This is a genomic window from uncultured Chitinophaga sp. (genome assembly GCF_937874145.1).
Classification (GTDB): Bacteria; Bacteroidota; Bacteroidia; order Chitinophagales; family Chitinophagaceae; genus Chitinophaga.
Genome location: NZ_CALNBI010000276.1, coordinates 1 through 13,493, shown reverse-complemented (window position 1 = coordinate 13,493; position 13,493 = coordinate 1). Strand labels below are relative to the sequence as shown.

At 56.9% G+C, this 13,493-nt stretch carries 11 protein-coding genes; 1 reads left to right on the top strand and 10 read right to left on the bottom strand.

Features of this window, described 5'->3' with window-relative positions; all coding sequences use genetic code 11:
* From Q0510_RS13705 to nagB, 5 genes are all read right to left on the bottom strand, one after another.
* A partial coding sequence (locus Q0510_RS13705) for an NAD(P)-binding domain-containing protein (protein ID WP_298712699.1) occupies nucleotides 1-216 on the bottom strand: 216 nt, incomplete at its 3' end.
* Nucleotides 217-219: 3 nt separating this feature from the next.
* Nucleotides 220-897: a type 1 glutamine amidotransferase gene (locus Q0510_RS13700; protein ID WP_298712696.1), complete on the bottom strand. Its 678-nt coding sequence runs from the start codon at nucleotides 895-897 to the stop codon at nucleotides 220-222.
* Nucleotides 898-902: 5 nt separating this feature from the next.
* Nucleotides 903-1,403: a GNAT family N-acetyltransferase gene (locus Q0510_RS13695; RefSeq protein ID WP_298712693.1), complete on the bottom strand. Its 501-nt coding sequence runs from the start codon at nucleotides 1,401-1,403 to the stop codon at nucleotides 903-905.
* Nucleotides 1,396-2,769: a DNA recombination protein RmuC gene (gene rmuC, locus Q0510_RS13690; protein ID WP_298712690.1), complete on the bottom strand. Its 1,374-nt coding sequence runs from the start codon at nucleotides 2,767-2,769 to the stop codon at nucleotides 1,396-1,398. Before rmuC ends, Q0510_RS13695 begins: the two co-directional genes overlap by 8 nt.
* Nucleotides 2,770-2,891: 122 nt before the next feature.
* Nucleotides 2,892-4,817, bottom strand: a complete 1,926-nt coding sequence (nagB, locus tag Q0510_RS13685; RefSeq protein ID WP_298712687.1) for a glucosamine-6-phosphate deaminase — start codon at nucleotides 4,815-4,817, stop codon at nucleotides 2,892-2,894.
* 238 nt (nucleotides 4,818-5,055) lie between these two features.
* Between nagB and Q0510_RS13680 the strand changes: the two genes are divergently transcribed.
* Nucleotides 5,056-5,460: a hypothetical protein gene (locus Q0510_RS13680; RefSeq protein ID WP_298712684.1), complete on the top strand. Its 405-nt coding sequence runs from the start codon at nucleotides 5,056-5,058 to the stop codon at nucleotides 5,458-5,460.
* A gap of 142 nt (nucleotides 5,461-5,602) precedes the next feature.
* Here Q0510_RS13680 and Q0510_RS13675 read toward each other — a convergent pair whose 3' ends face one another.
* From Q0510_RS13675 to Q0510_RS13655, 5 genes are all read right to left on the bottom strand, one after another.
* Nucleotides 5,603-7,900 carry a glycoside hydrolase family 20 protein gene (locus Q0510_RS13675; RefSeq protein WP_298712681.1) on the bottom strand — a complete coding sequence of 766 codons (2,298 nt, stop codon included), beginning with the start codon at nucleotides 7,898-7,900 and terminating at the stop codon, nucleotides 5,603-5,605.
* 50 nt (nucleotides 7,901-7,950) lie between these two features.
* A complete protein-coding gene (locus tag Q0510_RS13670) occupies nucleotides 7,951-10,878 on the bottom strand; it encodes a GH92 family glycosyl hydrolase (RefSeq protein WP_298712678.1) in 2,928 nt (975 codons plus the stop codon).
* A gap of 189 nt (nucleotides 10,879-11,067) precedes the next feature.
* Nucleotides 11,068-11,844, bottom strand: a complete 777-nt coding sequence (locus tag Q0510_RS13665) for an endonuclease/exonuclease/phosphatase family protein (protein ID WP_298712675.1) — start codon at nucleotides 11,842-11,844, stop codon at nucleotides 11,068-11,070.
* Between the two features lie 55 nt (nucleotides 11,845-11,899).
* Entirely contained in the window at nucleotides 11,900-12,781 is an 882-nt protein-coding gene (locus Q0510_RS13660; protein ID WP_298712672.1) for an alkaline phosphatase, read from the bottom strand.
* Nucleotides 12,782-12,983: 202 nt separating this feature from the next.
* A partial coding sequence (locus tag Q0510_RS13655) for a copper homeostasis protein CutC (RefSeq protein WP_298712669.1) occupies nucleotides 12,984-13,493 on the bottom strand: 510 nt, incomplete at its 5' end.

Genomic DNA, 13,493 nt, shown 5'->3' with positions numbered 1-13,493 from the left:
GGGCTTCGCGTTGTTGGACACGAAGGGGATACCGCCGATTTCGAGCCGTTCGCTGGTCGAAAAGAAGGTCATGTTGATGGGGTACCGGTAGAGCGAATTCACGAGGCAGCCTTTTTCGATCACCACATAATCCAGTCCATGTTGCTGCGCCGCGAGCGCGCATGCGAGGCCGATAGGGCCGCCGCCTACGATCAGTAATGCTACCTTTTTTGCCATATGCTAATGTACGCCATTTTGCGCCAGCGTGTCGAGCAGGCGGAAGAGCGTGGCTTTCGCTTCGTCTGCGTAAGGGATGCCGTCGCGCATTTCCTCCGCATTCTGTACCCAGTCGCCGCCTTGCAGGTGATGGCCGCAGGCTTCGATCATGCCTTCCAGGGAAGCCGGCGTCATTTCCAGGTGAAATTGCAAGCCCACGGCGTTATTCCCTACGCGGAAGGCCTGGTGCTTCGTGATGTCGGAATGCGCCAGCAATTCAGCTCCTTCCGGCAGATCAAAGGTGTCGCCATGCCAGTGGCAGACGGTGAGCGTTGCGGGCGCCCATTCCGCCGTAAACTGCACGGGGAACCAACCGATTTCCGGCTGCGCGTTCGGGTACACTTTCGCCCCGAGCGCGGCGGCCAGGAGCTGCGAGCCCAGGCATACGCCCAGCACAGGTTTGCCGGATTCCACGGCGTCGGCGATGAAAGCCATTTCGTTGCGCAGCCAGGGATATTGACCGGTGTCGTTTACGCTCATCGGCCCGCCCATCACCACCAGCATATCCACATCGGCCGATGCGGGCAGGGGATCGTCTTCATAAAAACGGGTGAACGCAAGCTCATGGCCTTTGCCGTTAGCCCACTCCGCAATCGCGGCGGGCCCTTCGAACGGTACGTGCTGGAAAATCCGGATACGCATATATGTCAGAGTTGAAGATGATAGAATTTTTTGTCGACCGGCATGATGTAAGGCCCGTCCGGTACAGCGCTCCTTTCCACTTCCGTGAAACCGTTCTTCTCGTAAAAGCGGTGCGCGGCAAGAAGGATCTCGGCTGTGCCAAGGTAAATATCATTCAGCTGATGATCACGCGCCCATGTTTTCAGGGCTTCCAGCAGTTGCAGCGCCACGCCGTGCCCGCGGCCGCGGAAGCCGGGGTGCACGAACATCTTCCGCAGGGCGGCTTTGCCTCCGCCGAGGTCCGTCAGCGCGATGGTGCCGATCAGCCGGCCATCGTGCTCCGCGATCCAAAAATTGCCGTTGCCCTGCTGGTAGTTCCCGGGAATGTCCGCCAGATCGGGTTGCTGCGCGCGGGTCACGGGCAGGCCGAATTCCTGTTGCTGGATGTGAAGGATGAAATCGTAAATCTGGTCCGCATATGCGGGCGTGAAGGGGTGTACGTTTACCATGAATTCTTTGTTATGCATTGCCAGGGATCGCTTTCAGCCCGTCGTCGGGGAAGCGGATGTCCATGTCGCTGGCGATATCTTTAGGTAAGGATTTGGTCGTTTTCGCGTCCAGTTCCCTGATCTGTTCCAGTTTACCGATGATGGTGTCGCCTTTCCGCTTGCCTTCCTTCAGCCTGTTCATGGCTTCTGCATATGCGTTGCCGGCTTTGTCGAGATGATCGCCCATACCCTGCATTTCTTCCAGGAAGAGGATGAACTTATCGTACAAAAGCCCGCACTGGCGGAAGATTTCGTCCACATTCCGGGCCCTGTTCTCGTGCTGCCAGAGCTGTTTGACGATCTTGAACGTAGCCACCAGGGTAGAAGGGGTGATGAGCACTACTTTCTTGCTCAGCGCGCGGTTGAAGATCTCGGGGCTCTCGTTCAGGGCGAGGGTAAGGGCCGGCTCGAAATGCATGAACATGAAAACGAAATCCGGCGATTTGAGCGTGCCCAGCCGCTGGTAATTGCGGGCGCCCAGCTCGTCGATATGCTCGTTGATGTTACGGACGAGTTGTTTGAGATATAACTTTTTCTCAGCAGGGTCCTGCGTGTTGAAGTAAGACACGTAAGCGTTGAGGCTAACTTTGCTGTCGATCACCAAATGCTTGCCGTCGGGCAGTTTGAGGATGAAATCCGGCCGGAAGTTGCGCGCCTGGTCGTGATCGCGGTGCACTTCTTCGCTGGTGTAATCAATGTATTTCTGGAGGCCTTCGGCTTCAAGGATGAGGCGGAGGCGGTCTTCGCCCCAGTTGCCCTGCACTTTCACGTCAGACTTGAGGGCGCTCGCCAGGCGCTGCGCGTCTTCGCTGAGGCGGAGGTTCAGCTGCTGGAGGGATTCGATTTCTTTTTTGAGGGAAGTGAGGTCCTGGATGTCTTCCTTCCGGGTGTCTTCGATCGTTTTGCGGAACTGGCCGATGTCGGACTGGAGGGGCCCCAGCAAATGGCCGAGCGATAGTTTGTTCGACTCCATGAAGTCGCGGCTCTTCTGCCGGAGGATGTCGTTGGCGATGTTCATGAACTCCTGCCGGTTGCTTTCGTGCATCTTTTTCATCTGCTCGCCGAGCTGCGAAAGCTGCTCTTTTTCTTTATCCGCCGCCGCCAGCAAAGCCGTGAGCGACCGCAGCTCGCTTTCCTGCGTTTTCAGCTCCTGGTCGCGCTGGTGAAGGGTGAACAGCATATTGTCGTACATTTCCCGGGTCACATATCCTTCGTCTACCTGTTCACGGCTCAGCCGCTGGGCCAGTTCGTGCTTCGGGACGTAAAACCGGCGGAGGAGCAGATACCCGCCCAGGCCGCCTGCAAACAGCCCTGCCATCAGTACCGAAAGGAGGGTTAATGTCATATCTGTCAAAGTTAACGAATGATTGCGATGCGGCGTTGGCCGGATTATGCACACCTGTGCATAAAACGAAAAAGGTCCGGGCGTGTTGCCCGGACCCATCAAACATATCTCTAAAGTTGAATTTACATGAAGTGGTAGCGAACGAACGCTTCCATCGCCGCGTACTTCTGCAGGCCCAGTTTGTCGTACAGCTCTGCGGTGTTGGCGTTGCGCTCTTCGGCACGCTGCCAGAACTCGCGGGCGTCGGTACCCTGGAAGGGAACCACGTCTTTCTGGCTCTGGTGGATGAAGATACCCAGGCGTTTCTGCATGATCTGGTCGGGGCTCATCGGCACCGCCATTTCGATCTCGTGGATATCCCATTCCTGCCATGCGCCTTTGTACAGCCATACCCAGCAATCCTTCGCCCAGTCGTCGTTTTTCACTTCTTCCAGTGCCGCAAAGATCACGTCGAGGCATACTTTATGGGTGCCATGCGGGTCGGCGAGGTCTCCGGCGCAATAAATCTGCTGGGGTTTCAATTCGCGGAGCAGCTCCACGGTCAGCCTTACGTCTTCCGGGCCCATCGGCATCTTCTCCACCAGGCCGGTTTCGTAGAAGGGCAGGTTCTGGAAGTGCGCGTGCTCATCGCCGATACCTACGTAACGGCAGGTGGCTTTGGCTTCGCAACGGCGGATCAGGCCTTTGATGGCGCGGATCTCCGGGGTGTCTTTCTGGCTGGGCTTCTTGCTGCCGATGAACGCCTTGGCGTTCTCCAGGATCTGCGAGCTCTTGCTGCGGTCGATGTCGAACATGCCTTCGAAACCTACTGCGAAGTCGATAAAACGGAGCACAAACTCGTCGGTTACCGCGATGTTGCCGGAAGTCTGGTAGGCTACATGCACGTCGTGGCCCTGCTCGTGCAGGCGGATGAAGGTGCCGCCCATGGAGATGATATCATCGTCGGGGTGCGGGCTGAAAATGAGGGCGCGCTTGCGCTCAGGGGTCGACCGCTCGGGATGGTTCGGCAATTCCGCCCCGGGCTTACCGCCGGGCCAGCCGGTGATGGTATCGCGGATAGCGTTGAACTCCTTGATATTCAGTTCGTATGCGGAACCGTATTGTACGATCAGGTCGTTCAGGCCGTTGTTATTATAATCCTTGTCGGTGAGCATGAGGATGGGCTTGTTCAGCTTCAGCGCCAGGCTGGTCACCGCCTTGCGGATCAGCTTCGGCGTCCATTCGCAGTCGCCGGTGAGCCAGGGTTCCTTGTTGCGGGTGAGGTCGGCAGCTGCCTGCTCGTCGATCACGAATTTGCAGTTGCGGTGTTGCTGCAGCAGGGAAGCGGGCACCTGGTCGGTGCTGGTGCCTTCCACGGAACGGCGAACGATTTTCGCCTTGTGCTGCCCCCAGGCGAGGAGGATCACCTTCTTGGCGCGCATGATGGTGCTGATGCCGGCGGTGATAGCCAGGCGGGGAACCTGGCTCATATTGGAAAACTCGTATGCATTCGCCAGGCGGGTGCTGTTGTCCAGCGTTACCAGGCGGGTGTGCGAATTGACATGGGAACCAGGCTCGTTGAAGCCGATGTGGCCGTTGTTGCCGATGCCCAGGATCTGGATATCGATACCGCCGACAGTTTCGATCTTGCGCTCATACGCCTCGGCGTAAGCCTTGATCTGCTCCTTGGGAACAGTACCGTCGGGGATGTTGTAATTTTCTGCAGGAATGTCGATGTGGTTGAACAAATGCTCTTTCATAAACCGGTTGTAGCTCTGCAAAGCGTCCGGCTCGATCGGGTAGTACTCGTCGAGATTGAAAGTAACTACGTTTTTAAAGCTCAGTCCTTCTTCTTTGTGAAGACGAACGAGTTCAGCATAAAGGTACTTCGGAGTGGATCCGGTGGCAAGACCTAATACGGCGGGCTCATTGGCGGCCTGTTTTTCACGTATAAGAGCAGCGATCTCCCGGGCAACGGCTTTCGAGCCTTCCTTCGCGTCCGGGTGAATGTCCACGGAAATCTGTTCGAAACTGTCGATCAGTTCAATTTCCTGGTGATTGATGGTCATTGTTCAGTTATTTAATGCGTTTTCAAAAACGAGCCGGAAAATTAAATAAAATACAGGGATTCTTATTAAAAATTTATGATTGACTATTTCCGGAACGTTCCCATCCAAATAAATCCAAATCGATTTCTACTGCGTAATTATAGACAGCCACCCGTTGATACGCCTCACAGGCAGTGCCCCCGACCCAGACGCACCCGGCTGCCATCGGTAACCAAAAAAGCTATACCAAAGCACCCTTATGCAAAAACTCATCCTGCTGGCCGCCGCCGCCTCCCTGCTGCTGGCCAACCCCGCTTCCCCGGCAACCCGGTCCGGCCCGCCGGCCCCCCAATCCCGGGAAAACAGCTGGGTGAAGTCGAAAACCGGCGCCTGGGCTGCCCACAGCGAAGGCAAATCCTTCTGGTACAAACTCGATAAAAACGCCCGCGTCTGGTGGAGCCCCAGCGGGCACGAATGGTCCGAACTCCCCGGAGGCATGTGGGCCGACAAACAAGACCGGCAGCTCAAAATCGGGGAAGGGAAATTGTGGTGGACTGCCGACGAAGGCAAGAACTTCGAAGAAGTCCCCGAATGGAAATGGCAGGGCCCCCGCGGCGAGTGGTACAAATTCGATGCTAAATGGACCCTTTGGGTCATGCGATAATACTGACACAGGTCACCTTGATTTGCATAGAATAGAGTCACGAATAGCATACAGATGAAGAAACAGGTCCGCCGTTCTTGAGCGGTGGTCGAAAAAAAAGTCAAAGCCGGGCCTTCATGGCCCGGCTTTTTTATGTAACCCGTTATTCTACAATCAGTTCGTCGGTAAACAGCCAGGCCGGCTCCCCTTCGCCCGGCGCCCCCTCGGGTATCCGGCTGAGCGCCCGCAGCGTGAATTTGACATACCGCGCTTTCACATCTTTCAACCCCTCCCGCAACCGCACGATCCCATACCCGCCGGGGTCTTTACGCTGCAACACCTCTTTATAATGCTTCCCGTCGGCCGATACCGCAATCACCACCTCTTTCGGCGGATAAATCCACTGTTCCCGGTTCGCCAGGTAGTTGAGGCCTACCCGCGTGATGCCGGTACTGTCGCCCAGGTCGATCACCGCTTCCATGGTGCCGCCGCTGTAACCGGTCCATTGGCCGTCGTTAAATTCCTTCACCCCCTCGATCCCGTTCACAAGCGTAAAAGCTCCCGGGTTATAGTTCTGGTGGGGCGCCCTGGGCAGAGTCACCGGCCGGCCCAGCGCCTTGTGGAAAACGAATGCCTGCTGGTACTCGTTACCGTAGGGCTTCGCGTCCTGGAGCACGATGGCGCGGATCGTTCCCGTTTTTGTGATGGGAATGGGACCGGAATATGAAATGGCCGCCGCATCCGGGGCGGAACTGTCGGTCGTGAAAACGATCTTGCCGCCGTCCAGCTTCGTATCCAGCCGGAGCCGGACGCCGTTCTTACCGTCGGGCTCCACCGTCGGGCGCACCTCGAATACGTGCCTGGCGTAATTCACGTTTTTCTTGTCGAGCCGCGGGAAATGCTGCTTCAGCCTTTCGAGGAAGCCGTCGTAATCTTTCCGCTCCCCGGGCGACCAAAGCACCTCCGCCAGCGCCACAGCGCGGGGATACACCATGTATTCCGCGTGCTCCGGGCTGCCGATGTATTCGGTCCACAGGTTGGCCTGCGCGCCTTTGATATAGGAGGCTTCTTTGGCGGAGAGGCCCTCCGGAACAGGCTCGTAGCCATATACTTTGCTCACCGGCGTAAACCCGCCGATGGCCAGCGGTTCGTTCTTGCCCTGCGACTGGTAATAATCGAAATAAACGAAGTTGCCGGGCGTCATGATCACGTCGTGGTGCTGCTTCGCGGCGGCGATCCCGCCTTCGATCCCGCGCCAGCTCATCACGGTGGCGTTGGGCGCGAGGCCGCCTTCCAGGATCTCGTCCCAGCCGATGATCTTCCTTCCCTTTTCATTCAGCCATTTTTCCATCCGGCGGATAAAGTAGCTCTGCAGGGCATGTTCGTCTTTGAGCCCTTCGGCTCTCATGCGTGCCTGGCATTTGGGGCATTTCTCCCAACGTTTTTTCGGGCTTTCGTCGCCGCCGATGTGGATGTATTCCGAAGGGAAAAGGATCAGCACTTCTTCCAGTACATTTTGCAGAAACTGGAACGTAGTATCGTTGCCGGCGCAGAACACGTCGTCGAACACGCCCCATTTCGTTGCCACCGCATACGGGCCGCCGGTGCAGCCCAGGTAGGGATAAGATGCCAGCGCCGCGAGGGCGTGGCCGGGCATTTCGATCTCAGGGATCACCGTCACATGGCGTTCCGCGGCATAAGCCACGATTTCCTGGATGTCTTCCTGGGTATAAAAACCGCCGTAAGGCTTGCCGTCGAACTTATTGTCTTCCAGCCGCCCGTCCAGCGTTTCCTTTCTACGGCTGCCGATCTCCATCAGCCTGGGGTAGCGCTTGATCTCGATGCGCCAGCCCTGGTCGTCGGTCAGGTGCCAGTGGAACGTATTCATTTTATGCATCGCCAGCAGGTCGATGTATTTTTTGATGAAAGTAACGGGGAAGAAGTGGCGGCACACGTCAAGATGCAACCCCCGGTACGCGAAGCGCGGCTGGTCGGAAATCGATACGCCGGGCAGCCAGTAGGCCGTGGCGGATTGCAGCGGGAACAGCTGGATGAGGGTCTGCATCCCGTAAAAAGTGCCGGCTTCGTCGTCGCCTTCGATGGTCACGACGTCTTTGCCGGATTTGAGCTGGTACCCTTCAGCAATGGCTTTCTCGCCCGCCGGACGGGTCCTGAACACGATGGCGTTCATCGTTCCGCTGTCTGCAATCGCCAGCTCGAAACCGCTGAGCGAATGGAACCATTCGTTGAACAATTCCGCCGTTTTGCGGTCTGCCGGCGTAGCGGCCACCAGCACAGTGCGTTTGTCGAGCAGGAAAGAATCGCTGGTTTCCGACAGCCTCGCAGGCATAGGAATGAGCTGGATAGGCGCTTTGGGCGCAGTGCCCTCGGGCCCGTGCGTGCCGCAGGAAGCGAGGCCGGCAATGGCCAGGGAAGCAATCAGGAGCGTTTTAATGGTCATGTCCTTCGCAGTCGGTTAAAAAAATGGGAGGAATCAATCCTCCCAAATTACTATTCTATGATGATTTCATCTGCAAAAATGTGGCCGTGCTCCCCTTTGCCCGGGTGCCAGTCGGGTATGACGCCGATGGAAGTGGCGACCACCTTCACATACCTGGCCTTCGCCTGCAGCGGCAGGCTCAGCGTCTGGATGAAGTTGCCGTGCTCCCTGGGCGAAAAATCATTCTTTACCACACCCGCGGATTTGAAATTTTTCCCGTCGTCCGACAGGAAGAATTCCACCTGCGTGGGATACCAGATCCACGATCCGATGTCCTGCAACACACCCAGGCCGAGCTTTTTCAGCTGGCGCGGCGCCTTCAGGTCCACGATGGCTTCCAGGTTGCCGGGGTAATGGCTTTGCCAGGCGCCCAGGCGGAAGTCTTCCCTGCCGCGGATACCGTCGATCAGCGCATCAGGACCGCCAGCCGTGAACTGCGGGTGGACCTTCGACAATACTTCAATGGTTTTGTCGGTAGGGATGAGGTAGAAAGGCGTTTCGGTCACCTGGCTATATTGCCCGTTGCGGAAAGCCACGGCTTTCAGGCGGACGGTTTGCTTCAGCGTGATAGGCCCTGTATATTCCTTCGCGTTTTTGTCCGGCGAGGTGCCGTCGAGGGAATAGAAGATGGAGGTATTCGGTTCCACTGCTTTCAGTTTCACCTGCATGGAATTTTTAAAGCGGTCTTCAGCTGCTTCCAGGTAAGGCACGGCTACGATGAGGTCTTCGGTGATGGCGCTCACGGGAACGTTGGTGCCGGTAGCCCAGGTTTTATCCGGTGTTCCGCTCATATCGAAGGTCATCTCACCGCCGGCCATGATGGTGCTGTGCGGAAGGGCGGAGATGCGGAGGTTTTCCGTTTTGCCGGTGGCGTCTTTCACGCTGACGCCTTTCACGTAAAAGTTATTGCTGCTGCGGTTATTGGCTTTGATGGTGAAGGTCTTGCCGCTTTCGAGGTGGATTTTCACTTCGTCGAAAGTGGGTGTACCGATGGCGTATTGACCGTCGCCGGGGCGCACGGGGTAAATGCCCATGGCGCTCATCACATACCACGCGCTCATCTGGCCGCAGTCTTCGTTGCCGCTCAGGCCGTCGGGTGCATTGTGGTACATGGTGTTCATGACCTGGTGCACCAGCTCCTGCGTTCTCCAGGGCTGGCCGGCGTAGTTGAACAGGTAGGCGATGTGGTGGCTGGGCTCGTTGCCGTGCGCATACTGGCCGATCAGGCCGGTAATGTCGCTCTGGTGGCGGCCCGAAAGTTTGTCTTCGGTGGTGAAGAGATGGTTCAGCTTATCGATGAATTTTTCCCTGCCGCCGTTCAGTTGCATAAGCCCGCTCACGTCCTGCGGGGCGTAGAAGCTGTATTGCCAGCTGTTGGCTTCGGTGAAATAATTATTCACTTCCGTGGGAAGGAAAGGGCTCATCCAGCGGGCGCCGATCTTGCCCCGCATGAAGCCGGTGGAAGCGTCGTAGATGTTTTTGTAGGATTGTGCGCGGCGCATGTAGCGGTCGTGCACTTCGGTATCGCCGAGCATTTTAGCCATCTGCGCGATGCACCAGTCGTCGTAGGAATATTCCAGTGTGCGCGATACGGATTCGGGCTGCGTGTCCATGCTGAGATAGCCCTGGCGGATGTAGTCCTGCATCCCGAAGCGCGTGCCTTCCGCATAGCTGCGCATGGCTTCCAGCGCGAGTTTCGGGTCATACCCGCGGATGCCTTTCTGGTAAGCGTCCACGATCACGGGCACGGAATGGTAGCCAATCATGCAGAAGGTTTCATTACCGCTCAGTTCCCATACGGGCAGCATCCCGCCATTTTTGTATTGGGCGAGGAAGGTGTTGATCCAGTCGTTGGTGCGGGTGGGATTGATGATGGTCATGAGGGGATGCAGCGCGCGGTGCGTATCCCAGAGGGAGAACACGCTGTGGTTTTCGAACCCTTCGGCTTTGTGGACTTTCAGGTCCGTTCCGCGGTATTGGCCGTCCACATCCATGTAGAGGTTGGGATTGAGGCAGGCGTGGTAGAGGGCGGAGTAGAACATGGTCTGCTGGTCTTCCGTCCCGCCTTTCACTTCAATTTTTCCCAGTTCTGTATTCCATGCTTTGGTGGCCGCGGCAAGGGTGCCGTCGAAATCGAAACCGGGCATTTCTGCGTCGAGGTTTTTCATGGCGCCTGCTTCACTGACGCCGCTGATGGCCACTTTCACGTACACGGGTTTCGTTACGTCGAAAGTGAAATACGCTTTGATGTTGCGCCCTTCAGCCCGTTGCAGCGCGCCTTTCGTGGTATCGCCCAGGGCAACGGTGTGCGAACGGAAGGGCTGGCTGAACTTCATGGCGAAGAACAGGATCTGTTCCTTGGCCCAGCTGGTGGAAGTGCGCATCCCCACGATGGTGGAATCGTTGATCACTTTCAGGGAAGAATTGATCACGATGTCGCGATGGTAGAGGTCGAGCAGCACGTGCCCTTCCTTTGCGGACGCGGGGAATTCGTATTTGTGCAACCCCACGCGGCGGGTGGCGGTAAGGCTTGCCCTGATATCGTATTTGTCGAGTTTCACGCTGTAGAAGCCGGCGTAGGCTTTCTCGTTGGCGTGGGAAAAAGGAGAGGCGTAGGCCTCGTTATGCCAGGCCGGCTGGCCGGTAACGGGCATGAGGAGTATATCGCAATAATCTTCGATACCGGTGCCGCTGAGGTGGGTGTGGGAAAAGCCATACATCACCGAATCGGTGTAATGGTAGCCGGAGCAGCCGTCCCAGCCTTTGAGGCGCGTATCCGGGCTCAGCTGCACCATGCCGAAAGGCATGCTGGGGCCGGGATAAGTGTGGCCGTGGCCGCCGGTTCCGATGAAGGGATTTACTTTATGCGCATAGTCTTTCTGCTGTGCATGCGCGGCTGATGCCAGCCCCAGGGCCAGCAATACCATCCATTTTTTCATTCACTGTTTATTTTAAATCCCCCCGCCGGCGCCGTGGCATAGAAGCAGCCCGGTCGGAAAAGCTAAAATAAGGAAAAATGATTCGCTAAAACGTTTTAGTGTGCTGAAAATGATGAATGGAACGGGCCCCCGGAGCAAAAAAGCCCCCGGGGCAGACCGGGGGCTTTTCGGGATATCAAAATGAACCAGTTATTTGAGCAGGAGCTCGGCGATCACCGGGCGGTGGTCCGACGCAATCGTTTCTTCCACCACATGGGCCTCGCTCACATGCCAGCGGTTTTTGCCCGACAGCAGGATGTAATCCAGCTTCTGGGTGGGTTTGTCGGAAGGCCAGGTAGGACCGAGCTTCTCCGTCGCATCCGTGAAATGCCCCTTCAGCAATATGATTTCTTTCGAAGGCGGCAGGGCGTTCAGGTCGCCGGCGAGGATCATGGGAACGGGGGATCGCTGCTGCTGTTGCAGGATCAGTTGTATCTGCGCGAGCCGGTCCGTGGGATCCTCGAGATGATCGAGATGGGCGCTGGCGAAGCGCAGGAGGCTGTCGCCCGGGAGCTGTACGGTCACGATGGCGGCCGATCTGGGCTCGCCGTCTTTCCCTTTGGCCGGCAGCGCCAGCGTCTGGGCCTGCTGGATGGGGTACCGCGAAAGCACGCCGTTGCCATAGCCGCCGCCATCGAAATCCATGGCTTTGGCGAAGTAGATGTACATGCCGGTGGCGTCTGCGAGTTCCTGGAGAATATCGGCTTTGCCGATGCGGAGCGTGGCGGAATCCACCTCCTGGAGGGCCACCAGGTCGGGATTGGTGGCGAGGATCACGGTGGCGATGCCCTGGATGTCGAGCTTGCCGTTCATGTTTTCGCCATGGTGGATATTGTAGGTCATTACCTTGATCACCTGGCCATGTACCTGCGCTTTTGCGGACAGCGCGCCAACCGAAAGAATCAGATATAGAATAATTCGCTGCATACAGTAGTAAATGGAATCCGGGCGATCGGTGCGGGCCGATCTGCCCGGATTACGCTTATTTAAAAATGCTCTTCACGGGCCGGCCGATCCAGCTCTGCGGGGTCTTCAGCCCGAAGATATATGCGATCGTTGCGGCCGTATCGTACGTCATCACGCTTTCTTTCACTTCCTGGTTCTTTTTGATGCCTTTTCCCATGAAAATCCAGGGAATCTGCATTTCGACCATCGTTTTCCCGCCATGGCCTTTGTTAATGCCGCCGTGGTCTGAAGTTAAGATGATTACGCTGTTTTCCCACATGCCGGCGTCTTTTACCGCCTGCAGTATCTTCCCTAATAAAACGTCGTTCTTATGCACTTGTTCATAGTACGGCGGTATGTTATGGCCAATTTCGTGCCCAACTCCTTCCGGCTGGTCGAAATGCACGAACAGGAAGTCAGGTTTCTTCTCTTTAATGTACGCGATGGCCGTTTCGGTGGTGGCGCTGTCGGTCGGACAATTCACATCCTTATTCGCGGCCTGTTTCGGAAACAGGTAGCCGATGCCTCCCCAGGAATAGATCACCCCGGTTTCCGCGTTCGGTTGCTGCTCGCGGAGCAGGGTGAAGAGGGAAGGGAAGAGGCCGTAGCGGTCCAGCTCCCTGGGCTCCACTTCCGGCTTTTTGCTGCCCCATTCGGTAAACCCGTGCAGCTCAGGCCCTGCGCCCATGATCATCGAGGCCCAGTTCACCGCGCTCGACGAGGGCAGTACGCTGCGCGCCTTGAGCGTCCAGCTGCCGTCGGCCATCATCTGCTTCATGACCGGGTTGTCGGCTTTTTCCATGGCATAGGCGCCGAGGCCATCCATCCCGATCAGGATCACGTGTTTCACTCCTTTTACCTGCGCGTTCGCCCCGAACGCCATACACAACAATAATACTAAGTAGCGGGCTTTTCTCATGTTTTGACTAATTTAAAATTTATTTAATATATCAGCAATATTGCTTTTTCACATACCGTGAATGTGGATAAAAGTAGTAAATGGAAAGATGGAAAGTTTAATATTTATATACACGGAAGGTATTTTATATAGCCGGTGTATACAAATGCGATCCAAAGAACAGGAATCGCCGGCCTCCCGTAAGCAGGTTGCAGGGAAAATATCAGGTATTCAGCCCGGCTTCCGCGCCCTGGCGGATCGCCCGTACGATCGGGGACTGCGTCACCGAAATCCCGTATTCGGGCACCCCGGGGATGCCGCCCATGCTCACGTTGGGATTGCGGTACACCATTCTGCTTTCTATGTAGTCGCGGGCGGTGGAATGGTACTCCGGCGCCCGGGAGGCCTGGGCCAGCGCTTCGGCGTTATGGGGGCGCAGGCCGGAGCCGGCCATGATGCGGATGCGGCCGCCGGCTTTTTCCACTAGTTCGCGGATGAGGGCCGCGCCTTCCATGGCGGTATTGCGCTGCCCGGAAGTGAGGATGCGCTCGCAGCCGGATGCAATCACGTCTTCCAGCGCCTGGATAGGATCATCCGTCATATCGAACGCCCGGTGAAAGGTAACGCCCATGGGTTTGGCGAGGTTCACCAGCTCGGTGGTCCGGGTCAGGTCTACCTTCCCGTCTGCTGTCAGCAAGCCGATCACGACGCCGTCGCAACCCAGTTGTTTGCA

Excerpts from the sequence above, each read along its gene's own strand:
- rmuC (WP_298712690.1), bottom strand. The coding sequence starts at position 2,769 with ATGACATTAACCCTCCTTTCGGTACTGATGGCAGGGCTGTTTGCAGGC.
- Q0510_RS13670 (WP_298712678.1), bottom strand. The coding sequence starts at position 10,878 with ATGAAAAAATGGATGGTATTGCTGGCCCTGGGGCTGGCATCAGCCGCG.
- Q0510_RS13680 (WP_298712684.1), top strand. The coding sequence starts at position 5,056 with ATGCAAAAACTCATCCTGCTGGCCGCCGCCGCCTCCCTGCTGCTGGCC.
- Q0510_RS13660 (WP_298712672.1), bottom strand. The coding sequence starts at position 12,781 with ATGAGAAAAGCCCGCTACTTAGTATTATTGTTGTGTATGGCGTTCGGG.
- Q0510_RS13665 (WP_298712675.1), bottom strand. The coding sequence starts at position 11,844 with ATGCAGCGAATTATTCTATATCTGATTCTTTCGGTTGGCGCGCTGTCC.
- Q0510_RS13700 (WP_298712696.1), bottom strand. The coding sequence starts at position 897 with ATGCGTATCCGGATTTTCCAGCACGTACCGTTCGAAGGGCCCGCCGCG.
- Q0510_RS13695 (WP_298712693.1), bottom strand. The coding sequence starts at position 1,403 with ATGCATAACAAAGAATTCATGGTAAACGTACACCCCTTCACGCCCGCA.
- Q0510_RS13675 (WP_298712681.1), bottom strand. The coding sequence starts at position 7,900 with ATGACCATTAAAACGCTCCTGATTGCTTCCCTGGCCATTGCCGGCCTC.
- nagB (WP_298712687.1), bottom strand. The coding sequence starts at position 4,817 with ATGACCATCAATCACCAGGAAATTGAACTGATCGACAGTTTCGAACAG.